This is a genomic window from Achromobacter sp. Marseille-Q4962 (assembly GCF_943737005.1).
Taxonomy (GTDB): domain Bacteria; phylum Pseudomonadota; class Gammaproteobacteria; order Burkholderiales; family Burkholderiaceae_B; genus Achromobacter.
Genome location: NZ_CALSFU010000008.1, coordinates 92,883 through 119,882, shown reverse-complemented (window position 1 = coordinate 119,882; position 27,000 = coordinate 92,883). Strand labels below are relative to the sequence as shown.

Below are 27,000 nucleotides of genomic sequence, written 5' to 3'. Positions count from 1 at the left end.
ATGTCGCAGCCTACCCCCATGCCGCCCCGGACCCTGGAATCCCTGCTTGCCCTGCTGCGCGAGCAATACGCCGGCCTGAGCACCCAGTTCCAGGGCGGCGCGCGCTACCTGCTCGACCATCCCCAGGAAGTGCCGCTGCTCTCCATGCGCCGGATCGCCACCGACGCCGGCGTGCAGCCCGCCACGCTGGTGCGCCTGGCCCAGTCGCTGGGCTTCGACGGATGGCAGAGCCTGCGCGAACTGTTCGTGGAAGCGTTTCGCGCCGGCCCGCAGCCGCAGCCCTACGCCAAGCGCGCCCGGAAACTGGTGCGCGAAAGCGGCTCGGACCGCCTGCTGGATGCCATGTTCCAGGCCCAGCACGGCAACCTCGAGCGCACCGCCCAGGCCAACGCCCAGCTGCTGCCTCAGGCGGCCGCCCTGCTCGCCGCCGCGCCCCACGTGCACGTGGCCGGGTTCCGTTCCTGCCATCCGCTGGCCTTCGGCTTTCATTACCTGTACCGCCTGTTCCGCAACGCCGTGCACCTGATCCGGGGCGAGGGCGGCACGCTGGAAATGGACCTGCGCGTGCTGGCCCCCAAAGACGCCGTGGTCGTCATCAGCTTTGCCCCCTACTCCCGCGAAATCGTGCGCGTGGCCGAGGCGGCGCGCAAGTCGGGCTGCAAGGTGGTGGCGCTCAGCGACAGCGTGGTGGCTCCCATCGCGCTGGAGGCGGACTGCACGCTGGTATTTTCGGTGGACAGCCCTTCGTTCTTCCCGTCCGTTACCGCGGGCATGGCGCTGGTGGAGGCGCTGGTGCAGCAATTGCTGGCCCAGAAGGGCAAGGGCGCCATCAAGGCGCTGGAGCAGGCCGAGGAGCAATTGCACAGCACGGGCGCCTACCTGCCCTCCGCCGGCCACGGCTGAACCCGGCTGCGGCACAGGCCTTGCGCCTGCAGGGCGCGCGCCGCCCGCAGGCACAGCGCCTCGCCGTCCGGCGGCCCGATCAGTTGTACCCCCAGGGGCAGGCCCGGGCCGGCGCAGGGCGCCGCCACCACCGGCAGGCCGGCCAGCGACACCGGGCGCGTCATGTGGCCCGCATCGGCGCGCGGCGCGTAGCGGCGGCCCTCCAGGATCACCGATTCCGCGCCCAGCGGCGTGGCGGCATAAGGCGTGGCGCAGGCCAGCAGGACGTCCACCTCCTGGAACAGCGCCGCCAGCCGCTCGCGCCAGGCCCGCTGCCATGCCCGGGCCGCCTCGTACCACTCCCGCGGCACCGCTATCCCGGCCAGCATGCGCTGGCGCACGACAGCGGTGTAGCCCGCATGCCGCCGCGCGAAACCGCGCCGCGCATGGTTGCGCCCCGCTTCATAGGTCGAGATCAGGGTAGCGGCCGCCCGCGCCTGCTCGGCATCAGGCAGGTCGATGTGCCGCGCCGAGGCGAATCCCTCGGCCACGCGCGCCACGGCGGCATTGGCGGCCGCCGTGGCAAAGTCGCCGAAGCCCGCCCGCAGGATGCCTGCGCGCAAGCCGGCAATCGAAGGCAGGCCCGCTTCGTCCGGCGGCCGCCCGCGCAGGACGGCGTAGGCGCGCGCCAGCAGCCCGGCGTCCGAGGCCATGGGTCCGACGGCGTCCAGGCTTTCCGCGTAGGGAAAGCAGCCCTCTGCCGAGAGCGCGCCGGCGCCCGGCCGCAGCCCCCAGATGCCGCAGAACGCGGCCGGCGCGCGGATGGAGCCATTGGTGTCCGACCCCAGGCCCAGCGGCACGATGCCCGCCGCGATGGCCGCGGCGGTTCCCGCCGACGAACCGCCCGCGATGCGGCCAGGGTCCAGCGGATTGCGCACCGGCCCGCCGATCACGTTTTCGCCGGTGGCGCCGCAGGCGTATTCGTCCATGTGGGTCAGGCCCACCGGGATGGCGCCCGCCTCCAGCAAGGCCCGCACCGCGGCGGCGTGGCGCGGCGCCGGCGGTTCGCCCAGCCGGGCCTGCGCGCCTGCCAGCGTCGGGCGGCCCCGCAGGTCGAATAGATTCTTGATGACGAAAGGCACGCCCGCCAGCGGGCCGGGCGCGGCGCCCGCCGCCTGTGCGCGGGCCAGCGCCCGGACAGCCTGCGCGGCCTCGCTGTCGAGCAGCGCCGAAAAAACATGCAGAGGCTCGGCCCGCGCCGCGCGCGCCAGCGCATCCCGGGCGACTCCGGCCCAGTCGGGCGCGCGGCGCGGCTCCAGCCGCGGATCGTCATGCGCCATGGCGCGCCTCCCCGGGGCCGGGGGCCTGCGCCGGCAGTTCCAGCGCGCGGACCCCGTCTTCCATGGCCCGCAGCAGCGCGGCGGCGGCCTGCAGGTCGGCGGCGTCCACCGGCCCTTCCAGGCTGCCGGCCGCCGCCCGCACCCGCGCGAAGGCCGCGTCGAAAGATTGCGTCATTCGGTTCCTCCTGGGCGCGGCGCGCCCGTATCGGCTCACGCCATCAGGCGCCGCGGAATGGCCAGGATGAGCAGAGCCGCCGCCAGCATGAGCGCGGCCAGCACCAGCACCGCCACGGAAATGCTGCCCGACCATTGCTTGACCCCGCCCATCAGAATGGGCCCGATCAGGCCCGCCAGGCTGGCCGCGCTGTTGATCATGGCGATGCCGCCCGCGGCCGCCGTACCCGCCAGCACCCGTCCGGGCAGGCCCCAGAACATGGCCAGCGTGGCCATGAGGCCCGAGATGCCGATCGTCAGGAAGCACATGGCGATGGCGGTGTTGTGCGGCGCCAGCGTACTGGCCCACATGCCGCCCGCCGCCACGAACATCGGCACCGCGCAGTGCCAGCGCCGCTCGCCCGTGCGCTCGGCGTGCGCCGCATTGCGGTTCATGACCACGCAGGCCACGGCGTAGGGAATGGCGGTGAGCAGCGCGATCTCCAGCGTGGATTGCAGGCCGGTGGACTGGATGATGGTGGGCAGCCAGAACACCAGGCCATAGTTGCCGATGTTGAAAAGCAGGCAGATGGCCATCAGCGTCCACAGCACCGGCGACCTGAGCGCGGTGAGAAAGCGGGTGCTTTTCCGGGCGTTCTCGCGGTCCAGCAGCGCCGAGACGGCCTCGGCCTCTTCGGCGCTGAGCCAGCGCGCCTCGCGCGGCGACTCCGGCAGCATGCGCAGCAGCAGCAGGCCCAGCAGCACGGCGGGCAGCGCTTCGATGAGGAACATCCACTGCCAGCCGTCCAGGCCGTGCAGGTCGTGCGTGCCCGCCATCAGCGCGCCCGAGACCGGGCCGCCGAGCACCATGCCCAGCGGCATCGCGAGAAACAGGAGGGACATGATGCGCGACTGCCGGTCCGCCGGATACCACTTGTTGAGGTACATCACCGCGGCGGGGAAGAAGCCGGCTTCGGTCACGCCCAGCAGGAAGCGCGCCGCGTAGAACTCCATGGGCGTGGTGACCAGCATGGTGGCCGCCGACACCAGGCCCCAGAGAATCATGATGGCGGCCATGCAGCGCCGCATGCCCAGCCGGTAGATCAGCAGGCTGCTGGGCACCTGGCAGAGCATGTAGCCCCAGAAAAAGATGCCCGCGCCCACGCCGTAGACCACGTCGCTCAGGCCCAGCGCCTGCTGCATCTGGAGCTTGGCGAAACCCACGTTGACGCGGTCCAGGTAGCTGAAGAAGTAGCACAGCACGATGAACGGCACGATGCGCCGCGTCACCTTGGCGTAGGCGGTGTGCGCCGCCGCGTCGCAGGCCGCCGCCTCGGCCGCCGTGGCGTCCAGCGCCGCCGTGTTGCCTGAATTCATATGCTCGTCTCCTTTCCCTGATGTCCCGGTGTCCCGGCGTCCCGATGGCTGCCCATGGCGGCCGGCCGCGCCGCAGGCGCGCCGGCCCCTCCCGCGCCCGCGCACGCTCGCGGCGCGGCGAAGGCATGGCCGGATACTAGTTTTTATGAAACAAATGATCTATCAGTAATTACCATGAAACAGTCGATTCAATACGCCGCCGCCGGCGGCATGACGGCCGGCGCGCTGCGGTAGACTTGCATACGCGCGCCCAGGGCGCCCGCAATACAGGAGTCCCCATGTCACTGGAACAGCACTACACCGCCATACTCGAAGCGCTTGGGGAAGACCCCTCCCGCGAAGGCCTGGCGGACACGCCCGCCCGCGCGGCCAAGGCCATGCGCCATCTCTGCCGCGGCTACGGACAGAACCTCGAAGAAATCGTCAATGGCGCCCTCTTCACGTCCGATACGCGTGAAATCGTGCTGGTCAAGAATATCGAGCTCTACTCGCTCTGTGAGCACCACATGCTGCCTTTCATCGGCAAGGCGCACGTGGCCTACCTGCCCAACGGCAAGGTGCTGGGCCTGTCCAAGGTGGCGCGCATCGTCGAGATGTATGCCCGGCGCCTGCAGATCCAGGAAAACCTCAGCCGGCAGGTCGCCGAGGCGGTGCAGCAGGTCACCGACGCGGCCGGCGTGGCGGTAGTCATCGAGGCCCAGCACATGTGCATGATGATGCGCGGCGTCGAGAAGCAGAATTCCTCCATGGTCACCTCGGTCATGCTGGGAGAATTCCATGACAACCCCTCCACCCGCGCCGAATTCCTGAGCCTGATCCGCTGAAGCGGGCGGACGCGCCCCGCAAGAGCCGCCCGGCCTCCGCGCCCGGCGGCTTTTTCGTGGGCGGCGCCCGCCGCCTCTCAGCTTTAAGACTCTTCCGGTTTTCATTCCGGACAGACCGGGCCAGCATGAGTGGTTGATCTCCGACGGCGCTCTCGCGCCGGCATTGGCCCGCCCGCTGCCCCATGAACGTTCTTGCCATCGAACCCGATTCCCGGCTCGGCCAGTTGCTGGCCGCCGACCTGGCCCGCCACGGCCACACGGCGCGCGTGGCGTCCGGCGCGCGCGAAGCCCTCGATGCCGGTCCCGATTTCGACCTGATCCTGCTCGAGCTCGACCTGCCCGACGCCGACGGCTTCGACGTGCTGGCGCAATTGCGCGGCCTCACGCAGACGCCCATCGTCGCCCTGACCCGGCGCGCGTCGCTCGCGGACCGGGTGCGCGGCCTGAGCGAAGGCGCGGACGACTACCTCGCCAAGCCCTACGCCCTGCCCGAGCTGCTGGCGCGCATGCAGGCCGTGAGCCGCCGCGCCGGCCCGCCGCGCGCGCAGGCGCGCTCGCTGCGCGTCGGCAGCCTGATGCTCGACCTGCTGGCCCGCAAGGCCGTCCGCGAAGGGCGGCGCATCGACCTGACCACGCGCGAATTCTCGCTCCTCGAGCAACTCATGCGCGCGCCCGGCCAGGTGCTGTCCCGCAAGCGCCTGGCGCTGCGCGTCTGGGGCGGCGAGTTCAACCCGCGCACCAACGCCATCGACGCCACCATGCGCCGGCTGCGCGTCAAGGTGGACGAGCCCTTCGAAAGGCGCCTGCTGCACACCATCTGGGGCGAGGGATACGTGCTCGAAGACCGCGGCGGCGCGGGGCATCCGCCGCGCCGCCGCCGGGCCCGCCGCAAGGCGGCCGCCGCGTCCGCCTCGTCGGGCCGGGATTCCGTCTGATCCCCCTCCTCCAAGGCCGCCTCCGGCGTCTGGACGATTTCCCCGTGGCCGCTCCCGGCGGCGCATCATCCTGCCGCGCCAGGCGCGCCGTCTTGGCTCCACCTGAACCGCCCATCTGGACCTAGCGTTTCCGCCCTATCCGGGCAAACTGGAACAGGACCGGCCAACGGTGCCGGCCTCGCCCCGGGACGCAGCCCATGCTCTTCAGGAGATCTCCATGAACGCGCTATTCCGCCTCATCCGACGCTGCACCCTGGCCGGCCTAGCCGCCGCCCTGGCTGCCGCGCCGGCCTATTCCCAGACCAAGGTCGTGGTGGGCTACCAGCTCATCGTCGGCCCCTTCCTCACCGCCATTTCCGATGGCAGCTTCGACAAGGCGCTCAAGGCGGCGGGCTACCAGGTCGACTGGCGCCAGTTCACGTCCGGCGGCGACATCTCCACCGCGCTGGCCTCCGGCAACGTGCCGGTCGGCGTGCTGGGCTCCACCGGCATCACCGCCGCCGCCACCCGCGGGGTGGACCTGCAGCTCTTCTGGATTCTCGACAACATCGGCAAGTCGGAAGCGCTGGTCGCCCGCAACGGCTCCGGCATTTCCCGCCCGGCCGACCTCAAGGGCAAGCGCGTGGCCACGCCTTTCGTCTCCACCTCGCACTTCCACCTGCTGGTGGGCCTGGAGCAGGTCTGGAAGATGAACCCCCGCGACGTGCGCATCCTCAACATGCAGCCGCCGCAGATCGTGGCCGCCTGGCAGCGGGGCGACATCGACGCGGCCTACGTCTGGCCGCCGGCCCTGACCGAAATCGAGAAAACCGGCAAGGTCATCGCCGATTCGGAGGAAATCGGCAAGGCCAGCGTGCCCACCTTCGACGGCCTGGTGGCCGACCGGGCCTGGGCGCAGAAGAACCCGAAGTTCATGGCGGCGTTCACCGAAGTGCTGGCCAGGGCCTATGCCGACTATCACGCCAACGGCGCCAAATGGACGGCGGACTCGCCCGAGGTCAAGAGCATGGTCAAGCTGATCGGCGGCAAGCCCGACGACATGGTCAGCGCGCTCAAGCTGCTGGTGTTTCCCACCGCGGCCGAGCAGGCATCCGGCCAGTGGCTGGGCGGCGGCAAGGAAGGCGGCGCGGCGCGCGCCTTCGCGGCCAGCGCCAACTTCCTGAAAGACCAGAAGCAGATCGACCGCGCACTGCCCGACTACAGTCCGCACGTAACGGACCAGTACGCGAAAGCGGTGGCCAGATAGGCCGCCGGACTGACCGGCGCGGGCGGGCTGCCCTGCCCGCGCACCGCGCGCCCGTGCGGACGCGGGCGCGACGCCACAAGGGGAATCGGGCCATGAGCCAGCCATCCGCATCCGCCGCGCAGACCCTGCGCGCAGAAGGAGTCAGCGTGACCTACCCCGGCCTGCACGACAGCGGGCCGGTCATCGCGCTGCAGAACGTCAACCTCACCATCGAGCCGGGCGAGTTCGTGGTCGCGCTGGGAGCGTCCGGCTGCGGCAAGACCACCCTGCTCAGCCTGCTCGCGGGTTTTCTGTCGCCCACGGAAGGCAGCATCACCCTGGCGGGGCGGCCGATCACCGGCCCCGGCGCCGACCGCGGCGTGGTGTTCCAGAAACACGCGCTGCTGCCCTGGCTGAACGTGCTCGACAACACGGAGTTCGGCCTCAAGCTGCAGGGCGTGGACAAAGCCACGCGCCGCGCCCGCGCGCAGCGCAACCTGGAGCTGGTGGGCCTGCAGGACTTCCACCGGCACATGATCTACCAGCTATCTGGCGGCATGCAGCAGCGCGTGGGCATTGCGCGCGCGCTGACCTGCGATCCGGCCATGTTGCTCATGGACGAGCCCATGGCGGCGCTGGACGCGCTCACGCGCGAAACCATCCAGGAGCTGCTGCTGCACATCTGGCGCCAGACCCACAAGATGTTCTTTTTCATCACCCACAGCGTGGAAGAAGCGCTGTTCCTGGGCTCGCGGCTCATCGTCATGTCGCCGCGGCCCGGACGCATCACGCACACCTTCACGCCGGACTTCAACCGGCGCTACCTGGAGACCCGAGATGGACGCGGCATCAAATCCAGTCCCGACTTCATCGCCATGCGAGAAGAAGTCCTTGGCATCATCTATGGCGACGAACGCAGCGTCCGCGCCGAGGCGCTCCATGTCTGAGCGCAGCCGGGGCAGGCCCGCCAAGCCGGGCAAGGTATACGGCGCGCCGGGCGCGGGCTACAGCGGCCACATCAGCCTGCTGACCAGCATCGCGCTCGTCGCGCTGTGGTTCCTGGTAACAGGCATGGGCTGGGTCAAGCCGCTCTTTCTGCCCTCGCCCATGGCGGTCTACGACAAATTCATCGTCGCCATGACCGAAGGCGTGGCCAACTCCACACTGGCCGAGCATGCCGCGGCCAGCCTGTCGCGCGTGTTCGGCGCTTTTTTCCTGGCCTGCGCCACCGCCATTCCGGTGGGCATCCTGATGGGCGTCAACCGCTATGCGCGCGGCATCTTCGATCCGCCCATCGAGTTCTACCGGCCCCTGCCCCCCCTGGCCTACCTGCCGCTCATCATCATCTGGTTCGGCATCGGCGAGTTTCCCAAGATCTTCCTGATCTACCTGGCGATCTTCGCTCCCATGGCCATCGCCGCGCGCGCCGGCGTGCGCTCGGTGTCCATCGAACAGGTGCACGCGGCCTACGCCATGGGCGGCACGCCGGCCCAGATCGTCTGGCACGTGGTGCTGAAGGCCGCGCTGCCGGAGATCTTCACCGGCATGCGGATCGGCATCGGCGTGGGCTGGACCACGCTGGTGGCCGCCGAGATGGTGGCGTCCGACCGGGGCCTGGGTTTCATGGTGCTCAACGCCGCCCAGTTCCTGGCCAGCGACACCGTCATCATGGGCATCATTGTCATCGGCGTGTTCGCGTTCGCGTTCGACCTGCTGGTGCGCTATCTGGAGAAATTCGCCATTCCCTGGAAGGGACGCATCTGACAGGGCAATCCCCCATTCCCCGCCCCGCCCGGCTCCTCTATGCTGGAGTGCGGAAACCGCGCCCTTCCGGCTGCGCCGGGAGGGCGCGCCTGCGCACCCGTTCTTGAAGGAGTCCTCATGTCCAGCCAGGCTTCCATGCTCAAGCCCGTGTTGTGGGAGCGCCTGTTCGAAATGGAAAGCGCGCCCAACCTCAGCCTGCAGGGCCGGGTGCGGCAGATGCTGGTGTCGGCCATACTCAGCGGACACCTGCCTCCCGGCGCGCCCGTGCCGTCCAGCCGCTACCTGGCGGACCAGCTGCGCATCGCCCGCAACACCGTGGTGTTCGCCTACCAGCAACTGGTCAGCGAAGGCTACCTGGTTTCGCGCGAGCGCAGCGGCCATTTCGTGAGCGAAACGGTGATGCAGGGCCATTCCGGCGCGTCCCTGGAAGCCGCCTGCTGTGCGCCGGACGCCGAGACCTGCGCGCCCGTGCGCTGGGAAGAGCGGCTGCGGCTGCGCCCTTCGCGGCAGCGCAACATCAGCAAGCCGCGAGACTGGCAGAAACAGCCCTACCCTTTCGTCTACGGGCAATACGACCCCGATCTCTTTCCCACCGCCGAATGGCGCGAATGCTGCATCAAGGCGCTGTCGGTGCTGGACATACGGAGCTGGGCGCCCGATCTCATCACCCACGACGACGCCGCCCTGATCGAGCAGATACGCACCCAGGTGCTGCCGCGCCGCGGCGTGTGGGCCGACGCCGAGGAAATCGTCGTGACCGTGGGTGCGCAGCACGCGCTCTACCTGCTGGCCGACCTCCTCATCAACGAAGACACCGTGGTCGGCATGGAAGACCCGGGCTATCCCGATGCGCGCAACATCTTCGCCAGCCGCACGCGGCACCTCCTGCCCTTGCCGGTGGATGGCGAGGGCCTGTGCACCGGCACCCACCTGCTGGGCTGCGACTACATCTTCGTCACGCCGGGCCACCAGTGCCCGACCACCGTCACCCTGTCGGCCCAGCGCCGCCAGGATCTGCTGACCCTGGCCGGCCAGACCGACAGCCTCATCATCGAAGACGACTTCGAAAGCGAGAGCCGCTGGGGCGAAGGCGCGATTCCCGCCTTGAAGAGCCTGGACCGCGAAGGCCGCGTCATCTACGTGGGCAGCCTGGCCAAGTCGTTCGCGCCCGGCCTGCGCATCGGCTACATCGTGGCCCCCCGCGAACTCACCAGCGAGCTGCGCGCGCTGCGCCGCCTCATGCTGCGGCATCCGTCGGCCTATATCCAGCGCGCGTTTTCGCTGTTCATTTCGCTCGGCCATCACCATGCGCTGCTGCGGCGGCAGTCGCAGGCCTACCAGCAGCGTGGCGCCGAACTGGCGCGCGCGCTGGCCGAGCACTTGCCCGATTTCCGGGTCACGCCGATCACCGGCTCGTCGTCCTGCTGGGTGCAGGGCCCCGCCTGGCTGGACGCCGTCGAGCTGGCGCAGGCCGCGCTGGCCGAAGGCGTCGTGGTGGAACCCGGCGACGTGTTCTTCATGGACGGCGCGCACGCGCCGCGCAACTGCCTGCGCATCGGCTTCACGTCCATCCGCGCCGGACAGATCGCGCCGGGCATCGCGCGGCTGGCCGACGTGGCGCGCCGCTGCCGGATGCGGGCGGCGGCCTGAACGCCGCGCCCCGGGGCCAGCCCGCGCCGCCAGGCTCCGCCGCAGCGTCTTCTACAGCACTTCGTCGCGCAGGTAATACCAGCGGTACAGCAAGCCCTGTCCGATGCGCCGGAACGGCGCGAAAACATGGCCGGGCAACGGCGTGTCGTAAATGGGCAAGTCCCAGGGTGCGCCGTCCTGGCCCATGATGCGTTGCGCCAGCCGCCTGCCCGCCTGCGCCGAAAACGAGACGCCGTTGCCGCCGTAGCCGAATGCGTAGTAAAGCGGCTGGTCCGGATCGGGCTGGCTGATGCGCGGCATCATGTCGTGGCTCACATCCACCCAGCCCCACCACGAGTAGGCCACCTCCACGTCGCGCAGCGCGGGAAACTTGCGCGCCAGCCCCTCGCGCAGCAGCGCCAGGTGGCGCGGATTGCGGGCATCCGCGCCGCGCAGGGCGCTACGGCTGCCGATCTGCATGCGGCCGTCGGGCAGCAGGCGGTAGTAGAAGCGCAGCGTGCGCGTGTCGGTGATGAACACCGTGCTTTTCAGGCCGGCGCGCTCGCGCTCCTCGGCGCTCAACACGCGCGTCACCATGGAGTTGGAAAGCACGGGCATGATGCGGTTGTCCAGCAAGGGATCGATGCCCTGCGCGGTGTAGCCGCCCGTGGCGAACGCCACCTTGCGGGCCCGCACCGTGCCGCCCGGCGTGCGCAGCAGGTAGGCGCCGTTTTCGCGCCGCCACCCCAGCACGGGACTGGCCGGATGCAGGCTCGCCCCCAGGGCGCGGGCCTGCCTCATGTAGCCGAACGCGAGCTTCAGCGGATGCACGCCCACGCCGTCCGGCTCCAGCATGGCTCCTACCGCCTCGTGGTCGTCCACGTAGCGCTCGCGCAGCTCGTCTTTGCTCAGGATGCGCGTGTCGTAGCCGAACACTTCGCGCATGACGCGGGCCTCGCTGCGCAGAAAGCCCATCTTCTTCTCGCGGTGCGCGGTGTAGAGGTGGCCGCCGGGCTGCGCGTCGCAATCGAACTGCGCCACCAGGCTTTTCCAGTATTCGAAACCGTCGCGGATTTCCGCGTCCAGGCGGCGGGCGGTGTCCACGCCCCAGCGCTGGATCCACTGCGAGCGGTACAGGCGGCCCGATGCGTTCTGCCCCTGCCCGCCGTTGCGGCTGGTGCAGCCCCAGACCGCCCGGTTGGCTTCCAGCACCGTCGCGCGCACGCCGAAGTCGCGCGCCAGCGTCAACGCCGCCGACAGCCCCGTGAAGCCGGACCCCACGATGACCACGTCTGCGTCCGCGTCGCCCTCGACCGGCCCGTCGTCCTCGGGCGGCGGGCCGGCCGTGGCGACCCAGTACGTAGGCGCATAGTCCTGCCCTCGCCCGGGGCGGGAAACCAACGGATCGTAGTCGGGATCGTAGGGGCTGGACGGCGGGCGCGCGCCCGCAACGGAAGTCTGGACATCCATGGCGGCTCCTTGGCAGCGGCGCGTCAGGCTTGTGCGGGCAGCGGCGGGCGCTGCTTGCGGAAGGCGTTCTTGACCTGGATCTTGCCGTCCTTGAACGTGAACACATCCACCATGTCGGCCTCCACGCGCGTGCCGTCGGCCGCGGTGCCCGTGAACGTGGACTCGGACACGCCGCGGTCGCCGGCGACCCAGTGGCGGCCGTTGCGCCATTGCGCGTCGGGAAAGTTCTGCCATGCCGCCGCGAAGGCCGCGCGCACCGCGTCGCGGCCCGTATGCCGGCTGCCCCAGGCCTCGGGGCCGGCCACGGTTTCGAACACGCAATCCTCGCTCATGAACGACATCAGGGCCTCGATATCGTGGCGGTTCCACGCGGCCGCGAACTCGGCCAGCATCTCCACGGTAACGGTCTTCTGCATTACGGCTCTCCTCCGCGCGACATGCGCCATGCCAGATGCCAAGGTAAAAGGCGCGCGGCGCAGGGTCTAGAACCAGACGCGGGGAATCGCTTGCACCAGTTGCGGCCCCCTCTGGAGATGCCCTCCCCCGAAACGCCCGCGGCGCGCCCTCCTCGGCCGGCCCTGCTCGAGGGGGGCGCGCCGGTTGCTTGCGCGGGGCATCTTGCCTGGCTGCGGGGCGGCATGTCGCATGCGCGCGCCGCGGCTCAGGATATGTGTGCGGCGCGGTTCAGGTTTGCGGCGATGAGATCGGGGGAGGTCTGGCCGCGCAAAGCGATGAGCACCAGGGCGGGGAAGGATGCGTCTTCCGGCCGCGCCGCCTGCGTGTCGTAGCGCACGCGACCGCCGGCGAGCTGGACGAGAACCCAGCCATGGCGCTGCGTGCGCACCCATCCCTTGGCGCGCAGGATGGCGCGTGGCAGTTGCCTGAGTGCCTGCGCGAAGCGGTCGGCGTCCAGCAGCGCGGGAGCTTGCCAGGTCCAGCTCTGGAAGGGATGGACGGCGGGTTCGGGGTGCGTCTGGCGCGCGAGCACGCCGCCATGGACGGGCGCGCGGACCTCTTCATGCGGATGCCCGGGCGCGCAGCCGCCGGCGCGGCATTCCGCCTGCCCGCCGGCGTCGAGCAGTGCGTGCAGATCGACCCTGCCCTCGCTCGTCTCCAGCACCGGCGCTCCGCCGGATGCCTCTTCCAGCCAGCGGCGCAGGTTCCCGGCCTGCGCCGGGTCGGCCAGGTCGGTCTTGTTCAGCACCAGCAGCCCCGCCGCGCGCAACTGGCGCGCCAGGGTATCGGCCAGCAGCGGATCGGCGGCCTGGGCGCGTATCGCGGCCGCGTCGGCCACGACGACCACGGTTTCCAACTGCAGCAGCGGATCGGACAGGCCGACCTGCGCGATGCGTCCCGGGTCCGAGACGCCGCTCGCCTCGATCACGATCCACGCCGGCGGCGGGTCCAGCGCCAGCATGCGCGCCAGGGCCTCGTCCAGGCCGCTGGACAGCGAGCAACAGACGCAGCCGTTGGCCAGCCGCACGACCTCGTCCGCGCGGCCGGCGACCAGCCCCGCGTCGATGTCCATCGGCCCGAAGTCGTTGACCAGCACCGCCGTGCGCCGTGGCGCCGATTGCAGGACATGGCGCAGCAGCGTGGTCTTGCCCGCACCCAGGAAACCGCCCACCACCGTCAGGGGAATGCGCGGCATCTCAGGCGGGCTCCAGGTCCAGCGGCCGGCCGCCGATCACCGTGCCGCGCGGCGCGATGTCCTTGAGCCGCTCGGGCGCGGCGGCGGAAGGATCTTCGTCCAGCACGCAGAAATCCGCGTACTTGCCCACTTCGATCGAGCCCGCCAGGTGGTCCATGTGCAGCGTGTAGGCCGCGCCCAGCGTAATGGCGCGCAGCGCCTCGCCCACACCGATGCGCTCGCTTTCGCCCAGCACACGGCCGGACGCCGTGCAACGGTTGACGGCGCACCAGGCGGTGAACAGCGGACCCAGCGGCGTAATGGGCGCGTCGGAGTGGATGGCGTATGGCACCCCGGCGCGGGCGGCCGACGCGCATGCGTCCATGCGGTTGGCGCGGTCCGGACCCATGGTGAGCGCGTAGTGCGCGTCGCCCCAATAGTAGATGTGGTTGGCGAACAGGTTGGCGCACATGCCCAGGCTGGCCATGCGGCGGAATTGCGCCGCGTCCGCCATCTGGCAATGCTGCAGGGTATGGCGGTGATCCAGGCGCGGATGCTTCTGCAGCGCGCGCTGCACGGCATCGATGGCCAGCTCGGTGGCTTCGTCGCCATTGGTGTGGATGTGCAGCTGCACGCCGGCCTCGTGATACGCCTGCACCATGGCGTCGAGCTCGCCGGGCGCAATGACCCAGATGCCGTTCGGCGCGCCGTTGTAATAGCCCGGCCAGCGGACCCGGGCCGTGAACCCCTGGATGGAGCCGTCCACCACCAGCTTGACCATGCCCAGCCGCAGCTTGTCGTGGTTGAGCCGGCGCACTTCCTGCAGCCTGGCCAGGCAACGCGCGGGATCGCCCGCATAGGTCAGCGCGGAAGCGGCCGGCACGATGCGCACCGGGTAGTCGTCCTCGGCCGTGATGCGCGCGAGCCGCGCCAGGCCGTCGCCGTCGAGCTCGTTGACCAGGTCGGTGGCGGTGGTGACGCCGGCCCACTGCGCCACCTTGCCGAACAGGCGCAGGCCGTCTTCCGACAGCCCCACGGTGCGGAACGGGTTGCCGATCAGCCGCAGCACCGGGAACATGGCGGCGAACTCGCACAGCTCGCCGCTCGGGCTGCCGTCTTCCAGCCGGCTGACGCCGTCCACGTCGGTATCGGCATCGATGCCGGCGCGCTCCAGCATGAGCGTGTTCACGTTCATCAGGTGCATGCTGGCGTGCATGACCACGACCGGCCGCGCGCGCGACACCGCGTCCAGATGCGCGCGGTTCATGCGCTCGCCGCCGAAGAAGATCGGGTCGAAGCCCCAGCCGATCAGGGTTTCGCCCGGCGCCAGCGACCGCTCGGCCTCGCGCAGGCGGCCGGCCACGGCCTCGAAGCTGCGCAGGCCCTCCCACAGCCTGCCGTCGGGCCCGCGGCGGTCGTAGTAGCCCACGTAGACGAACTTCCACATGCCGCCCTCCGGCAGGTGGCAATGCCCCTCCACCAGCCCGGGCATGAGCACGCGGTCCGCGTAACGGTCGTCCAGTTCGGCCGGCCCCCAGCCCGCCAGGTCGTCCCGGCCGCCCACGCCCAGAATGCGTCCGTCGCGCACCGCCACATGGGTGGCGCGCGGCTGCGCCGGATTCATGGTCAGGATGGTGCGCGCGGCGTAGATGGTCGTCCTGGCGCTGGATGAATGCATGGTTCTGTCCTCGATATTTGAGAAGCGGGAAATATGGCGCGGAAGGCCGTTGCGCCCGGATCATGTCCAGCCTAGAGCGGCGCGGTCACGGCGCCGTCGCGCACCGCCACGAAATGACAGGCCACGCTGTGGCCGGGCGCCACTTCGCGCAGCGGCGGCTCGCGCTCGGAACAGGCGGGCGCCGCGGCGGGACAACGGCCCGCGAAGCGGCAGCCTGGCGGCGGGTCCACGGGGCTGGGCGGGTCGCCCGACAGCCGCACGCGGCGGGCGGCCACCTCGCGCCCGCCCTTGACCGTGGGCACCGCGGACATCAGCGCCACGCTGTACGGATGCAGCGGCCGCGTGAAGAACGCCCGGCGCGAGGCGCGCTCGATGATCTTGCCCAGGTACATCACGGCGATGTCGTCGCAGATGTGCTCCACCACCGCCATGTCGTGCGAAATGAAAAGAAACGACTGTCCCTGCTCGCGCTGGATGCGCCGCAGCAGATTGAGGATCTGCGCACGGATGGCGATGTCCAGCGCGGAAACGGGCTCGTCGCACACGATCAGGTCCGGCGCGCTGGCCAGCGCCCGCGCCACGTTGAGCCGCTGCCGCTGGCCGCCCGAGAACTGATGCGGGAACATGGTCCGCTGTTCGGGCCTCAGCCCCACCAGTTCGAACATCTGCGCCACCCGCGCCTCGCGCCCGCCCGGCGGGTCGATGCCCATCAGGTCCAGCGGCGCGCGCACGATGTCGCCGGCGCGCTGGCGCGGGTTGAGCGAGGAGTACGGATCCTGGAATACGAGCTGCAGCCGGCGCCGCATCTTGCGCAGCGGCTCCCCGCGCAGGGCGGTGAGGTCCTGCCCGTCGAAATGGATGGAGCCGGACGTGGGCTCGGACAGGCGCAGCACGGACAGCGCCGTGGTGGTCTTGCCCGAACCGGACTCGCCCACGATGGCGAGCGTGCGCCCGCGCTCCAGGTCGAACGACACGCCGTCCACCGCCTTGACCACCACGGGCCGCCCGGCGCGCCGGCCGGCCGGGAAATGCACCGCCAGGTCCCGCACCGACAGCAGCGGCGCGGCCCCGCCGGCCGCCGATTGCGCTTGCGCCATTACGTCGTCTCCGGATAGAGCCAGCATGCCACGTCGTGCCCGCGCGCGCCCGCCTGTGCGAGCGGCGGAAAGGCGCCGCGGCAGCGCGGCATGGCCTGGCCGCAACGGTCGAAGAAAGGACAGCCCTCGCCGCGGTCCCAGATGGAAGGTACGACGCCCGGAATCTCGGGCAGGTCCGGGCGCAGGTCGCCCGGCGCGCGGTCCAGCTCGGGCAGACAGGCGATCAGCCCCCGGGTGTATGGATGCAGCGGCCGCGACAGCACCTCGCCGGCAGCCCCTTGCTCCACCACGCGGCCGCCATACATCACGACCACGCGGTCCGCCATTTCCGATACCGCGCCCATGTCGTGCGTGATGAGCAATACGGCGGTTCCCCGCCGCGCCTGCTGTTCTCGCAACAGGTCGAAGATCTGCGCCTGCACGGTAACGTCCAGCGCCGTGGTGGGTTCGTCGGCGATCAGCACCTCCGGGTCACAGGCCAGCGCGATGGCGATCATGACGCGCTGGCGCATGCCGCCCGACATCTGGTGCGGATAATCGTCCACGCGCCGCTCCGGCAGCGGAATGCCCACCGAGCGCAGCATCTCGACGGCGCGTTCGCGCGCCTGGCGCCGGTCCAGGCCCTGGTGCAGACGCAGCGGCTCGGCGATCTGTTCGCCCACGGTGTAGACGGGGTTCAGCGCCGTCATGGGCTCCTGGAAAATCATGGAGAGATGGTTGCCGCGCACCCGCCGCATGGCCGCTTCGTCCAGGCTGGCGAGGTCGGCGCCGCGCAGGCGCACCCGTCCGCCGCCGATGCGGCCCGGCGGCGGCACCAGCCGCATGATCGCCAGCGCCGTCATGCTCTTGCCACATCCCGATTCGCCCACCAGGCACAGCGTTTCGCCGGCCCGCAGCGCGAAGCTCACGCAGCTCAGCACCTCGGCGCTGCGGCCGCGGGCGCGGAACTCCAGCGACAGGTCTTCCACCTGCAGCACCGTGGCGGGCGCGCCCGCCGATGCCGGCGCATCGCCCGCAATATCCATCGCGGCCTCGCGCGCCGCCGTCATGCCCGCCCCCGCGAGTTGGGATTGAGGGCGTCGTTCAGACCGTCGCCGATCAGGCTGACCGCCAGCACCGTGAGGAAGATGGCGGCGCCGGGCAAGGTCACGGCCCACCAGGCCGTGAGAATGTAGGGCCGGTTGCTGCCTATCATCAGGCCCCAGCTCATGATGTTGGGGTCGCCCAGGCCCAGGAAGGACAGGCCCGCCTCGAAGAGCACGGCCGTGCCCACGGCCAGCGTGGCCGACACGATGAGCGGGGCCAGCGCGTTGGGCAGGATCACGCGCCAGATGATGCGCGCGTCGCGGGCCCCGATGACTCTCTCGGCAAGCACGTATTCGCGCCGCTTGAGCCGCAGGAACTCGCCGCGCGCCAGGCGGGCGGTGCCCGTCCAGCTCACCACGCCGATGGCCACGGCGATGGTCGCCAGCGAGGGCGAGAACAGCGTCACCAGCACCATGGCGAAGAGCAGCGTGGGCAACACCTGGAAGAACTCCGTCACGCGCATCAGCGCCTCGTCGATCCAACCGCCGTAGTAGCCGGCGAGCGCGCCCACGGTCACGCCGATCAGCACCGACAGCACGGCCGCCACCACGCCCACCAGCAGCGTGGCGCGTCCCCCGTGCACGATGCCCACGAGCACGTCGCGGCCCAGGTAGTCGGTGCCCAGCGGCAGGTCGGCGCCCGGCGGGTCCATGGGAGCCCCGGCGATTTCGAACGGGTCGGCGGGCATGAGCACCGGCCCGACCAGCGTGACCGCGAGGATGGCCAGCAGCAGCATCACGCCGAACACGGCCGAGGGGTTGCGGAAGAATACGCGCAGGGATTCCCAGGACTGCGGAGCCGGCGCGCGGCTCGCGGCGGCGGGAACCCGGTCGAGGGGTGCGACGGGAGTCTGGCTCATGAGGTCTTGATCCTGGGGTCTATCAGGCGATAGGCCGCGTCGGTGAGCTGGTTCATCACCACCACCAGCATCGAGGCGAACAGCAGAATGCCGAGCAGCGTGGGATAGTCGCGGCGCAGCACCGAATCGAACGCCAGCCGGCCCAGGCCGGGCCAGTTGAACACCGTCTCCACCAGAATGGCCCCGGCCAGCACATTGCCGAACTGCAGGCCCAGCATGGTGACCACCGGCAGCACGCCGTTGCGCAGGGCGTGCTTGTAGAGCACCGTGTTTTCCGCCAGACCCTTGGCGCGGGCCGTGCGGATGTAATCCGCCGACAACGCCTCCATGACGCTGGCGCGCGCGAGCCGGCTGTACTGCGCCAGGTACACGAAACCCAGCGTGAAGGCGGGCAGCGCCAGATGATGCAGCACGTCGGCCGCGCCCGCCCAGCCTTCGTCCGGCCCGCCGGCGCTGCGCATGTCGGATACCGGAAACACCGGCAGCACCGAGGCGAACAGGATGATGAGAATGATGCCGGTCCAGAACACCGGCGCCGAGTACCCCACGATGGACAACAGCGTGATGCCCTGCGAAAGCGGCCCGTTGGGCTTCCTGGCGGCCAGCGTGCCCAGCAGCGTGCCCGAGATGAAGGCGCCCAGCACGGCCGTCACCACCAGCAGCAGCGTGGCGGGCACGCGGTCCCAGATCAGCTGCGACACCGGCAGGTTGAAATAATAGGAATAGCCAAGGTCGCCATGCAGCACCTGCATCAGGTAGAGCCCGAGCTGCGTCAGGAACGGCTTGTCCAGCCCGTACTGGGCGCGCAACTGCGCCCGCAGCTCCTCGCTGATGCCGCCCATGGATCCGGCGATGGTTTCGACCGGATCGCCCGGCGAGATGTGGATCAGCAGGAAATTCAGCGTGACCACCGCCAGCAGCAGCAACAATGCATACGCCAGACGTCGCCCCAGGTATCGCAGCATGGCGCCCTCCCGCTACTGGATGTAGGTTTCGTCCAGGGGCGAGAGCAGGCCCCAGATGCCGTCGGGCAGCCCGTGCACCTTCCTGGAGTAAAGGGTGTGGTATGGGATCACCGTCAGGAAATCGATCGGCAGGTCTTCCGTGACGATCTTCTGGAATTCCGCGTACAGCGCCTTGCGCCTGGCTTCGTCGGTTTCCACGCCGGCCTGCTCCAGCAGCGCGTCCACCCTGGGGTTGGCGTAAGACTGCGTATTGGTCCAGATGATGTCGCGGATGTTGGTGGACAGGTAGGTGCGGTGCACGCCGATGACCGGATCGCCCCAGTTGAAGACGATGTCGGTGGTCATGTCGAAATCCTTGCCGGCGATGCGCTTGGCCCAGGTCGGAAAATCGGGCGAAGCGCGCACCTGCACCGCCACGCCGATCTTCTTGAGCTGGCTGCGCAGGTACTCGGCCACGTTCTTGCCCTGCACGTCGCTGCCCGGCATGTAGTCCACGGTGAGCGACATGCGCTGGCCGTTGCCGTCTTTCTTGAACCCCGCCTCGTCCAGCAGCTGCTCCGCGCGCTTGAGATCGAGCGGATACTTCTTGACGTCCTGCGCGGCGAAGGGGCTGGTGCCGATGATGGGGCCATCGGCCGGCGTGGCGAAGCCGCCGTTGAGCGCCTTGGTAATGAAGCGCTTGTCCACCGCGTAGGCGATGGCCTGGCGCACGCGCACGTCGTCCAGCGGTTTGCGCGCGGTATTGAAGGCCAGCCAGCTCAGCGCGCCGATGCCCTCGTAGCCGCGGCCGGTCATGGCCAGCGCGGCGTTGTCCTTGGCCCGCCGCAGAATGGAGGGCTCGGTCATGTAGGGCAACACCTGGATGTCGCCGCGTTCCAGGCCGATGAGCAGGTTGGTGGCGTCGGGGTTGATCTTCACCACCACGCGGTCCAGATAGGGCCTGCCCTTGAGGAAGAACTTGTCGAAGCGCTCCAGCACCACTTCCTGGCCCGGCTTGAACTCCTTGAGCACATACGGCCCGGAGCCCACCACGTTCGCCGAATTGCGCGGATGCGACTTCAGGTCCTGCCCATCGCCATAAATGTGCTTGGGCAGCACCGGCATCAGCGCCGGCGACATGGCCAGCAGGATCGCGGGGTGAGGCTTGGACATGTGCAGCACGGCCGTATGCGGGTCGGGCGTGTCCACCTTCTCCACCGGCGCCAGCATGCTCTGGAACGGATGATTCTGCTTGACCGCCATGACCGAGAACGCCACGTCTTCGGCGGTGACGGGCTTGCCGTCGTGGAACACCGCGTCCTTGCGCAGATGCAGGGTCAGCGTGCGCGCATCGGGCGACAGCTCCCAGGACTCGGCCAGGTAAGGCTGCGGCTTCCAGTCGGCGTCTAAACGCAGCGGACTGGCGAACAACTGCGTGCTGGGCATGGCGGTGGCGATGCCCGATTGCACGGCCCCGTTGAGATGCCGCGGCACCTGCGTGGAGCCGATCACCAGCGTGCCGCCGGGCTTGGGCGCGTCGGCCGCCAGCGCGCCCTGCGCGCCCGCCGCCATCGCCGCCGCGGCGGCCATCGAAGCCAGGAACTGCCATGCGCTGCGCATATTCATCCCCTTGAGTTATTGCGCCCGGGCCTTGCGTGGCCGGGCTGTGGCATAAGCGTAGCCATCCGGGCGGGCCGGGCTTAGTACCAGACGGCCACACTTGTTGGTGCCAGCCGCCCGCGCGGGCCCGCGCTACCCTTCCAGCGCGCGGGCATACAGCACGGCCAGCGCGCAGCTGTCCACCCGCGCCTGCACCGTGTCCGAACGGCTGGTGAGCAGCACCGGCACGCGCGTGCCCAGCACCAGTCCCGCCGCGCCGGCGCCAGCCATCCAGGTCAGTTCCTTGTAGAGCATGTTGCCGGCCTCGATGTCGGGCACGAGCAGGATGTCGGCGTCGCCCGCCACGCAGGAGCGGATGCCCTTCTGCTCGGCGGCCTGGCGCGATATGGCGTTGTCGAAGGCCAGCGGCCCGTCGATGTCGCCGCCGCGTATCTGTCCGCGGTCGGCCATTTTCGAGAGCGCCGCCGCGTCCAGCGTGGCCGGCATGGACGGGTTGACGGATTCGGTGGCGCACAGCACCGCGGCCTTGGGACGCTCCACGCCGAGCGCGCGCGCCAGGTCGATGGCGTTCTGGGCGATGTCGGCCTTTTCCTGCAGGCTGGGTGCGATGTTCACCGCCGCATCGGTCAGCAGGAAAAGCTTGGGATAGGCGTGCGCGGACATCACGAAGGCGTGGCTCACCCGCCTGCCCGTGCGCAGGCCCGCGTCGCGCGCCACCACCGCGCCCATGTAGCGGTCGGTATGCAGGCTGCCCTTCATGAGCATGGCGACCTCGCCGTCGCGCGCCAGCGCCGCGGCCGCCTGCGCCGCCTGCGTCTCGTCGTCGGGCGTGTCGACGATCTCCAGCCCTTCGCCGCCCAGGCCCATGGCCTCCAGCAGCGCGAGCAGCCGGCTGGCCGGGCCCACGAGCACGGGTTCTATGTAGCCCGCGTCGCGCGCGAGCACGGCCGCGCCGATGCTGCTCTCGCACAGCGGATACGCGACGGCGGTGCGCCGCCTGCCCGCCGATCGCGCAGCCGCGCGCAGCGGGTCGAACAATCCATCGCTTGCCATGTCCTGATGCTCCCGCCGGCCGCTCGTTGATGGACGCGGCCGGCACTGGACCCGGCGCGCTCGCGCCGGGTCGGACGCGCGCCGCGCGAAGGCGCGGCGCGTTGCCGCCTTGTTTCCGCGCGCGCCGCGGACCGTTCAGCGGCCCGCGGGCTCCACCGGCAGCGGCGTTTCGCCCGGCTCGAAAGGCTGGTTCACATAGGGCTTGTACTTGTCCAGGAAGCGCACCGGCTGCTTGAGCGCATCGCGGCGGAACGGGTCGCCCAGCTCCTGGCTCACCATCATTTCCAGCACGGTGGTCTTGCCCTCCGCCTGCGCCTGGCATGCCGCCTGCAGCGCCGCGCCCACCTGGTCGGCGTGCTCCACGCGCACGCCCTCGGCGCCCATGGCGCGCGCCAGCTCGGCGAAGTTCGGGTTCTTCAGGTTGCTGCCCACGAAGCGCCGGCCGTAGAAATCGACCTGGTTCTTCTTCTCGGCGCCCCACTGCCCGTTGTGGAAGACCACCGCCGTCACCGGAATCTGCTCGCGCACGCAGGTCAGCAGCTCCTGGAAGCTCATGCACCACGCGCCATCGCCCACATAGGCCACGGCCGGCCGGTCGGGGCGCCCCAGCTTGGCGCCGATGAGCGCGGGCAGCGCATAGCCGCAATTGCCGAAGCTCATCGCGGCCAGCATGGAATTGGGCTCGTCGAAACGCAGGTAACTATTGGACACCGAGCAGATGTTGCCGATGTCGGTCGACACCATGACGTGCCGGGGCATGGCGCGTTCCAGCTCGCGCAGCATGCGGCGCGGGTGCATGCGGCCGCCGCTGTGCTCGATGATGTCCACGCTCCAGTCGTCGCGCTCGTGGGTCCACTCGTTCAGCTCGTTTTCCCAGGCGGCCTTTTCGTCGGCGATGGCCCGGGCGCGCTGCTCGCGGGTGGCCGCGCTGGCCACCTCGAGGGTCTTGAGCCGTGCCGTCAGCGAGGCGGCCGCGGGCCTGGCGTCGCCGCAGATGCTAACCGACACCGGGCGCACCAGGCCCAGCATGCGGTGGTCGGCGTCCACCTGGATGATGCGCGCATTCTGCGGCCAGTAGTCCAGGCCGTGCTGCGGCAAGGTGCCGAAAGGCCCCAGCCGCGTGCCCAGCGCGAGCACCACGTCGGCCTGCGACAGCAGCTTCATGCCGGCCTTGGAACCCTGGTAGCCCAGCGGGCCGCACCACAACGGATGGCTGGCCGGGAAGGCGTCGTTGTGCAGATAGCTGGTCACCACGGGCGCGCCCAGCAGTTCCGCCAGCGCCACGCATTCCGCCTGCCCGTCCGAGAACAGCACGCCGCCGCCGGCCACGATGACGGGAAACTTCGCCTGAGCCAGCAGGCGCGCCGCCTCTTCCAGGTCTTCCTCCGCGCCCGGTCCGCGGCGCAGGCGGCGCGGCTCGGGAATGGCCACGTCGATCTCGCCATAGAAATAATCGCGCGGAATGTTGAGCTGGGCCGGGCCGCGCTCGGCCATGGCATTGTCAAACGCCTTGGCCGTGAATTCCGCGATGCGGTCGGGCCGGTTCACGTGGGCCTGGTACTTGGTGATGCGCGAGAAGATCGGCATCTGGTCGGTTTCCTGGAACCCGCCCAGGCCCATGCCCGACGTGCCGGTTTCGGGCGTGATGGCCACCACGGGGCTGTGGGCCCAGTACGCGGCCGCCACGCCAGTGACGAAATTCGTGATGCCGGGGCCGTTCTGCGCGATGCACACGCCATGGCGGCCCGTCACGCGCGAATAGCCGTCGGCCATGTGCGCGGCGCCCTGCTCGTGCACCGTGGGCACGAAGCGGATGCCCGCGGCGGGAAACAGGTCCAGCGCGTCCATGAAGGCCGAACCCACAATGCCGAACACGTCCTTGACGCCCTGGGCCACCAGCGTCTCCACGAACGCTTCGCTGGGGGTCATGTGTTGCTTGCTGCTCATGTCTCTCTCCTGGCGGGACCGGCCCGGAACGCATTGCATATTGGCCGGAGTGATCCGATACTGCAGCAGAACCCGCGTCATGCCCACCCTGGTGCGTTCCATTTTTCGCAAAATCCGCAATCCCACGCCGCCAGGCCGCCGAATCTTCAATTATTGAAAGATGAAAGACGAATCCTCCGCCGCGCTGCGCGCGCTTTCGCTGCTGGAACAGGTGGCCCGCTCCCCCAATCCGGTGAGCCTGGCCGCCCTCACCGAAGCCACCGGGCTGCCCAAACCCTCGGTGCTGCGCATCCTCTCCAGGCTGGTGGACGCCGGCATGCTGCTGCGCGAACCGGCCGGCAAGAGCTACGTCAGCGGTCCCCGCCTGTGCGCCATGGCGCGCGACACCCTGCTCAACTCGCCGCTGCGGGCCGAACGCCACCGCATCCTCGACAGCCTGGTCGACGCCATCGGCGAAACCTGCAACTGCACCATGCTCGACGGCGACGAGGTCATCTACCTGGACCGCGTCGAAACCGCCTGGCCGCTGCGCGTCAACCTGCAGTCGGGGTCGCGCGTGCCGCTGCACTGCACGGCCAGCGGCAAGCTGTTCCTCGCCCACATGCGGCGCGAGGCCCGCCAGCGCGTGCTGCGCGCCGCCGAGCTGCCCCGCTACACGCCCAACACCGTGTGCGACCCGGACGCGCTGGAAGAAGAGCTGCGCGTGATCCGCAAGGAAGGCGCGAGCTTCGACCGCGAGGAATTCCTGCTCGGCATCGTGTGCATGGCCGCGCCCATCATGCAGGGCAACCGCGTCGTGGCCGCCGTGGCCCTGCATGCCCCCGTCGCCCGGCTCACGATCGACGCCGCGCGCGCCTGGCTGCCGCGCATGCAGCAGGCCGCCACGGCGCTGGCGCGCACCTACGAGCCGCCCGCGCCGCCGCCCGCCGGCTAGGGCGCGCCGACCCGCCAGGGCTTACACTCACGCCCTACGCTTCTTATTGCGCCCCCCCTTCGTGGCGGGCCCGCCTTGCCGTGACCGACACCGAGTTCTCCACCCTGCCCCTTGCGCCCGCCCTGCTTCAGAACCTGCAAAGCCTGGGCTTCGAGCGCATGACGCCCATCCAGGCGCAAAGCCTGCCGCTCATCCTCGAAGGCCGCGACCTGATCGCCCAGGCCAAGACCGGCAGCGGCAAGACCGCCGCCTTCGGCCTGGGCGCGCTGCAGAAAGTCAACCCGCCCTGGTTCGCCCCGCAAACGCTGGCGCTGTGCCCCACGCGCGAACTGGCCGACCAGGTCGCCCAGGAACTGCGCCGGCTGGCCCGCCTCATTCCCAACATCAAGGTGCTCACCCTGTGCGGCGGCGCCGCGGTGCGCCCGCAGGCCGAGTCCCTGGCCCGCGGCGCCCACGTCGTCGTCGGCACCCCCGGCCGCGTCCTGGACCACCTCGCGCGCGGCAATCTAGACCTGGCCGGGCTCAACACCCTGGTGCTGGACGAAGCCGACCGCATGGTCGACATGGGCTTCTACGACGACATCGTGGCCATCGTTTCGCACTGCCCGGCCAAGCGCCAGACCCTGCTGTTCTCGGCCACCTACCCGGACAACATCCGCAAGCTCAGCGCCCGCTTCCTGCGCAACCCCGCCGAGGTCAAGGTCGAAGCCCGGCACGACGCCAGCCGCATCGAACAGATCTTTTACGAAATCGCCCCCGAAGAACGGCTCGACGCCGTCGCGCGCCTGCTCGCCCACTTCCGCCCCGCCTCCACCCTGGCCTTCTGCAACACCAAGGCCCGCAGCCACGACCTGGTGCAAACCCTGCGCGACCAGGGCGTGAGCGCCCTCGCGCTGCATGGCGACCTCGAACAGCGCGAGCGCGACGAGATCCTCATCCAGTTCGCCAACCAGAGCTGCGCCGTCCTCGTCGCCACCGACGTGGCCGCCCGCGGGCTGGATATCCAGAACCTGGGCGCCGTCATCAACGTGGATGTCACCAAAGACACCGAGGTGCACATCCACCGCATCGGACGCAGCGGCCGCGGCGAACAGAAGGGCCTGGCGCTCAGCCTGTGCGCCGCCGACGAAATGCGCTGGGCCACCCTCATCGAGCAATACCAGGGCGCCCCCCCTGGTCTGGGGCGATCTCCAGTCGCTGCGCCCGCGCGCCGACCGGCCGCTGCGCGCACCCATGGTGACCCTCTGCATCCAGGGCGGCAAGAAAGACAAGCTGCGCCCCGGCGATCTGGTCGGCGCCTTCACCGGCGAAGGCGGGCTGGCCTTCGAACAGCTGGGCAAGATCAACGTCACCGAATACAACACCTATGTCGCCCTGGACCGCCGCATCGCCAGGCAGGCCTACGGCCGGCTTTCCGCCTGCAACATCAAAGGCCGGCGCTTCCGCATGCGCTATCTGGAAGAGCTGTAAGCGTTAGTTAACGCTCCGGGGACAAAAGCTTGATGATTTTCCCCGGGTCTTGCCATAATGGCCGCGCCTGTCCGGCATTCCGGACTAAAAAAGAGAATCCAGACATGTTCAAATCCGACGACACTGGCAAGCTGGTCCTGCGCCTGGCGCTGGGCATCCTGATCCTGTTGCACGGTCTTTTCAAGATCACCGGCGGCGGCGTCGGCGGCATCGCCGGCATGCTGTCCTCGCACGGCCTGCCCGGATTTCTCGCCTACGGCGTCTATATCGGCGAAATCCTCGCCCCGGTGCTCATCATCGTGGGCATCTACACCCGCCTGGGCGGCCTCATCATCGCCATCAATATGGTGGTCGCCATCCTGCTCGCGCACACCGGGCAAATCTCCAGCCTGAACAATAGCGGCGGCTGGGCGCTGGAACTACAGGGCATGTTCCTCTTCTGCGCGCTCGCTATCGCGTTCATGGGAGCCGGAAGGTTCAGCCTGGCCGGAAATGGCGGCAAGTGGAATTAAACGCGCGCGCCGCTTGGGCGCACGGACCGGCGGCGCCAGCCGCCGCGCCGGAAGGAGCGGCCGCCGAAGAGGCGGCCTTTGTTTTCGAGGCCGGCCGATATTCAAGGAATGCGCATCTTCATTCCCGAACCATAAAGCTTGAACTATTATTGCCCCGCGTTCCTGCATGTACGCATCGCAGCACCGATCAACTCCGAATAACAACATAGGAGATTTTCATGAGCGGTTACTTTGAATTGAAGCGCAGCGGCGATCAGTATGTGTTCAACCTGAAAGCGGGCAATCACGAAATCATTCTCAGCAGCCAGCGCTATTCCTCGAAAGCCAGCGCCCAGGACGGCATTGCGTCGGTCCGCCAGAATGCGCCGATCGATGCGAGGTATGAGCGCAAGACGGCGGCCAATGGTTCGCCGTATTTCACGCTGACCGCGGCAAACGGGCAGGTGATCGGCCAGAGCGAAATGTATTCGGGCACCGCGGCGCGGGATAACGGCATCGAATCCGTCAAGGCCAATGCCCCCGCCGCCACCGTGAAAGACCACACCTGATCGTGGCCCGGGCCGCGCCGGCC

Annotated in this window: 24 protein-coding genes and 1 pseudogene; 11 read left to right on the top strand and 14 right to left on the bottom strand. The window is 69.6% G+C overall.

Annotated elements, in window-relative coordinates:
* A complete protein-coding gene (locus tag NGJ44_RS09055; protein WP_053245991.1) occupies window positions 1–903 on the top strand; it encodes a MurR/RpiR family transcriptional regulator in 903 nt (300 codons plus the stop codon).
* On the opposite strand, the gene NGJ44_RS09050 is transcribed toward NGJ44_RS09055, so the two are convergent.
* Genes NGJ44_RS09050 through NGJ44_RS09040 form a run of 3 tightly spaced genes read right to left on the bottom strand, consistent with a single transcriptional unit; the run spans window position 876 to window position 3,752 of the window.
* The gene (locus NGJ44_RS09050; protein ID WP_251863738.1) at window positions 876–2,222 is read right to left on the bottom strand and encodes an amidase family protein; all 1,347 of its coding nucleotides are present in this window, start codon (window positions 2,220–2,222) and stop codon (window positions 876–878) included. The genes NGJ44_RS09055 and NGJ44_RS09050 overlap by 28 nt on opposite strands.
* Window positions 2,212–2,397, bottom strand: a complete 186-nt coding sequence (locus tag NGJ44_RS09045; RefSeq protein WP_251863737.1) for a hypothetical protein — start codon at window positions 2,395–2,397, stop codon at window positions 2,212–2,214. The genes NGJ44_RS09050 and NGJ44_RS09045 overlap by 11 nt, the downstream gene beginning before the upstream one ends.
* A gap of 35 nt (window positions 2,398–2,432) precedes the next feature.
* Window positions 2,433–3,752, bottom strand: coding sequence for an MFS transporter (locus NGJ44_RS09040; protein ID WP_251863736.1), 1,320 nt, complete (start codon window positions 3,750–3,752; stop codon window positions 2,433–2,435).
* Window positions 3,753–4,030: 278 nt separating this feature from the next.
* On the opposite strand from NGJ44_RS09040, the gene folE reads away from it, so the two are divergent.
* From folE to pdxR, 6 genes are all read left to right on the top strand, one after another.
* A complete protein-coding gene (gene folE / locus NGJ44_RS09035) occupies window positions 4,031–4,576 on the top strand; it encodes a GTP cyclohydrolase I FolE (protein ID WP_053245988.1) in 546 nt (181 codons plus the stop codon).
* Between the two features lie 182 nt (window positions 4,577–4,758).
* Complete coding sequence (locus NGJ44_RS09030; protein WP_251863735.1) at window positions 4,759–5,511, top strand: response regulator transcription factor; 753 nt, start codon at window positions 4,759–4,761, stop codon at window positions 5,509–5,511.
* Window positions 5,512–5,728: 217 nt separating this feature from the next.
* Complete coding sequence (gene tauA / locus NGJ44_RS09025) at window positions 5,729–6,757, top strand: taurine ABC transporter substrate-binding protein (protein WP_053245986.1); 1,029 nt, start codon at window positions 5,729–5,731, stop codon at window positions 6,755–6,757.
* Window positions 6,758–6,849: 92 nt separating this feature from the next.
* Window positions 6,850–7,683, top strand: a complete 834-nt coding sequence (locus tag NGJ44_RS09020; protein ID WP_251863734.1) for a taurine ABC transporter ATP-binding protein — start codon at window positions 6,850–6,852, stop codon at window positions 7,681–7,683.
* Window positions 7,676–8,500 (top strand): ABC transporter permease subunit, encoded by an 825-nt coding sequence (locus tag NGJ44_RS09015; RefSeq protein WP_053245984.1) that lies wholly within the window; start codon window positions 7,676–7,678, stop codon window positions 8,498–8,500. Before NGJ44_RS09020 ends, NGJ44_RS09015 begins: the two co-directional genes overlap by 8 nt.
* 117 nt (window positions 8,501–8,617) lie before the next feature.
* Entirely contained in the window at window positions 8,618–10,150 is a 1,533-nt protein-coding gene (pdxR, locus tag NGJ44_RS09010; protein WP_053245983.1) for a MocR-like pyridoxine biosynthesis transcription factor PdxR, read from the top strand.
* Window positions 10,151–10,201: 51 nt separating this feature from the next.
* On the opposite strand, the gene NGJ44_RS09005 is transcribed toward pdxR, so the two are convergent.
* From NGJ44_RS09005 to xsc, 11 genes are all read right to left on the bottom strand, one after another.
* A complete protein-coding gene (locus NGJ44_RS09005; protein ID WP_053245982.1) occupies window positions 10,202–11,599 on the bottom strand; it encodes an NAD(P)/FAD-dependent oxidoreductase in 1,398 nt (465 codons plus the stop codon).
* Between the two features lie 23 nt (window positions 11,600–11,622).
* Window positions 11,623–12,015, bottom strand: a complete 393-nt coding sequence (locus NGJ44_RS09000) for a nuclear transport factor 2 family protein (protein WP_251863733.1) — start codon at window positions 12,013–12,015, stop codon at window positions 11,623–11,625.
* 245 nt (window positions 12,016–12,260) lie between these two features.
* A complete protein-coding gene (locus NGJ44_RS08995) occupies window positions 12,261–13,250 on the bottom strand; it encodes a CobW family GTP-binding protein (protein ID WP_053245980.1) in 990 nt (329 codons plus the stop codon).
* Window position 13,251: 1 nt separating this feature from the next.
* Window positions 13,252–14,907, bottom strand: coding sequence for an amidohydrolase (locus NGJ44_RS08990; RefSeq protein WP_251863732.1), 1,656 nt, complete (start codon window positions 14,905–14,907; stop codon window positions 13,252–13,254).
* Window positions 14,908–14,978: 71 nt separating this feature from the next.
* Window positions 14,979–16,004, bottom strand: a complete 1,026-nt coding sequence (locus NGJ44_RS08985; protein WP_251863731.1) for an ABC transporter ATP-binding protein — start codon at window positions 16,002–16,004, stop codon at window positions 14,979–14,981.
* Window positions 16,004–17,029, bottom strand: coding sequence for an ABC transporter ATP-binding protein (locus tag NGJ44_RS08980; protein ID WP_251863730.1), 1,026 nt, complete (start codon window positions 17,027–17,029; stop codon window positions 16,004–16,006). Before NGJ44_RS08980 ends, NGJ44_RS08985 begins: the two co-directional genes overlap by 1 nt.
* 20 nt (window positions 17,030–17,049) lie before the next feature.
* Window positions 17,050–17,949 (bottom strand): ABC transporter permease, encoded by a 900-nt coding sequence (locus NGJ44_RS08975; RefSeq protein ID WP_251863729.1) that lies wholly within the window; start codon window positions 17,947–17,949, stop codon window positions 17,050–17,052.
* Complete coding sequence (locus NGJ44_RS08970; RefSeq protein ID WP_053246715.1) at window positions 17,946–18,914, bottom strand: ABC transporter permease; 969 nt, start codon at window positions 18,912–18,914, stop codon at window positions 17,946–17,948. The genes NGJ44_RS08975 and NGJ44_RS08970 overlap by 4 nt, the downstream gene beginning before the upstream one ends.
* Window positions 18,915–18,926: 12 nt before the next feature.
* On the bottom strand, window positions 18,927–20,513 hold the full coding sequence (locus NGJ44_RS08965; protein ID WP_251863728.1) for an ABC transporter substrate-binding protein: 1,587 nt from the start codon (window positions 20,511–20,513) through the stop codon (window positions 18,927–18,929).
* A gap of 132 nt (window positions 20,514–20,645) precedes the next feature.
* Entirely contained in the window at window positions 20,646–21,566 is a 921-nt protein-coding gene (locus tag NGJ44_RS08960) for a bifunctional enoyl-CoA hydratase/phosphate acetyltransferase (RefSeq protein WP_251863727.1), read from the bottom strand.
* Window positions 21,567–21,701: 135 nt separating this feature from the next.
* Window positions 21,702–23,513, bottom strand: a complete 1,812-nt coding sequence (gene xsc / locus NGJ44_RS08955) for a sulfoacetaldehyde acetyltransferase (protein ID WP_251863726.1) — start codon at window positions 23,511–23,513, stop codon at window positions 21,702–21,704.
* 160 nt (window positions 23,514–23,673) lie between these two features.
* Here xsc and NGJ44_RS08950 point away from each other — a divergent pair, with 160 nt between their 5' ends.
* The 4 genes and pseudogenes from NGJ44_RS08950 to NGJ44_RS08935 all read left to right on the top strand — a co-directional run bounded on the left by NGJ44_RS08950 (window position 23,674) and on the right by NGJ44_RS08935 (window position 26,977).
* Window positions 23,674–24,447, top strand: a complete 774-nt coding sequence (locus NGJ44_RS08950; RefSeq protein WP_251863725.1) for an IclR family transcriptional regulator — start codon at window positions 23,674–23,676, stop codon at window positions 24,445–24,447.
* 80 nt (window positions 24,448–24,527) lie between these two features.
* A pseudogene (gene dbpA / locus NGJ44_RS08945) lies at window positions 24,528–25,917 on the top strand (ATP-dependent RNA helicase DbpA).
* A gap of 104 nt (window positions 25,918–26,021) precedes the next feature.
* Window positions 26,022–26,429: a DoxX family protein gene (locus tag NGJ44_RS08940; protein WP_053246699.1), complete on the top strand. Its 408-nt coding sequence runs from the start codon at window positions 26,022–26,024 to the stop codon at window positions 26,427–26,429.
* A 218-nt stretch (window positions 26,430–26,647) separates the two neighbouring features.
* A complete protein-coding gene (locus tag NGJ44_RS08935; protein WP_251863724.1) occupies window positions 26,648–26,977 on the top strand; it encodes a YegP family protein in 330 nt (109 codons plus the stop codon).
* Window positions 26,978–27,000: the final 23 nt, after the last annotated feature.

Coding starts and splice junctions, on each gene's coding strand:
- NGJ44_RS09055 (WP_053245991.1), top strand. CDS start 1: ATGTCGCAGCCTACCCCCATGCCGCCCCGGACCCTGGAATCCCTGCTT.
- NGJ44_RS09050 (WP_251863738.1), bottom strand. CDS start 2,222: ATGGCGCATGACGATCCGCGGCTGGAGCCGCGCCGCGCGCCCGACTGG.
- NGJ44_RS09045 (WP_251863737.1), bottom strand. CDS start 2,397: ATGACGCAATCTTTCGACGCGGCCTTCGCGCGGGTGCGGGCGGCGGCC.
- NGJ44_RS09040 (WP_251863736.1), bottom strand. CDS start 3,752: ATGAATTCAGGCAACACGGCGGCGCTGGACGCCACGGCGGCCGAGGCG.
- folE (WP_053245988.1), top strand. CDS start 4,031: ATGTCACTGGAACAGCACTACACCGCCATACTCGAAGCGCTTGGGGAA.
- NGJ44_RS09030 (WP_251863735.1), top strand. CDS start 4,759: ATGAACGTTCTTGCCATCGAACCCGATTCCCGGCTCGGCCAGTTGCTG.
- tauA (WP_053245986.1), top strand. CDS start 5,729: ATGAACGCGCTATTCCGCCTCATCCGACGCTGCACCCTGGCCGGCCTA.
- NGJ44_RS09020 (WP_251863734.1), top strand. CDS start 6,850: ATGAGCCAGCCATCCGCATCCGCCGCGCAGACCCTGCGCGCAGAAGGA.
- NGJ44_RS09015 (WP_053245984.1), top strand. CDS start 7,676: ATGTCTGAGCGCAGCCGGGGCAGGCCCGCCAAGCCGGGCAAGGTATAC.
- pdxR (WP_053245983.1), top strand. CDS start 8,618: ATGTCCAGCCAGGCTTCCATGCTCAAGCCCGTGTTGTGGGAGCGCCTG.
- NGJ44_RS09005 (WP_053245982.1), bottom strand. CDS start 11,599: ATGGATGTCCAGACTTCCGTTGCGGGCGCGCGCCCGCCGTCCAGCCCC.
- NGJ44_RS09000 (WP_251863733.1), bottom strand. CDS start 12,015: ATGCAGAAGACCGTTACCGTGGAGATGCTGGCCGAGTTCGCGGCCGCG.
- NGJ44_RS08995 (WP_053245980.1), bottom strand. CDS start 13,250: ATGCCGCGCATTCCCCTGACGGTGGTGGGCGGTTTCCTGGGTGCGGGC.
- NGJ44_RS08990 (WP_251863732.1), bottom strand. CDS start 14,907: ATGCATTCATCCAGCGCCAGGACGACCATCTACGCCGCGCGCACCATC.
- NGJ44_RS08985 (WP_251863731.1), bottom strand. CDS start 16,004: ATGGCGCAAGCGCAATCGGCGGCCGGCGGGGCCGCGCCGCTGCTGTCG.
- NGJ44_RS08980 (WP_251863730.1), bottom strand. CDS start 17,029: ATGGATATTGCGGGCGATGCGCCGGCATCGGCGGGCGCGCCCGCCACG.
- NGJ44_RS08975 (WP_251863729.1), bottom strand. CDS start 17,949: ATGAGCCAGACTCCCGTCGCACCCCTCGACCGGGTTCCCGCCGCCGCG.
- NGJ44_RS08970 (WP_053246715.1), bottom strand. CDS start 18,914: ATGCTGCGATACCTGGGGCGACGTCTGGCGTATGCATTGTTGCTGCTG.
- NGJ44_RS08965 (WP_251863728.1), bottom strand. CDS start 20,513: ATGCGCAGCGCATGGCAGTTCCTGGCTTCGATGGCCGCCGCGGCGGCG.
- NGJ44_RS08960 (WP_251863727.1), bottom strand. CDS start 21,566: ATGGCAAGCGATGGATTGTTCGACCCGCTGCGCGCGGCTGCGCGATCG.
- xsc (WP_251863726.1), bottom strand. CDS start 23,513: ATGAGCAGCAAGCAACACATGACCCCCAGCGAAGCGTTCGTGGAGACG.
- NGJ44_RS08950 (WP_251863725.1), top strand. CDS start 23,674: ATGAAAGACGAATCCTCCGCCGCGCTGCGCGCGCTTTCGCTGCTGGAA.
- NGJ44_RS08940 (WP_053246699.1), top strand. CDS start 26,022: ATGTTCAAATCCGACGACACTGGCAAGCTGGTCCTGCGCCTGGCGCTG.
- NGJ44_RS08935 (WP_251863724.1), top strand. CDS start 26,648: ATGAGCGGTTACTTTGAATTGAAGCGCAGCGGCGATCAGTATGTGTTC.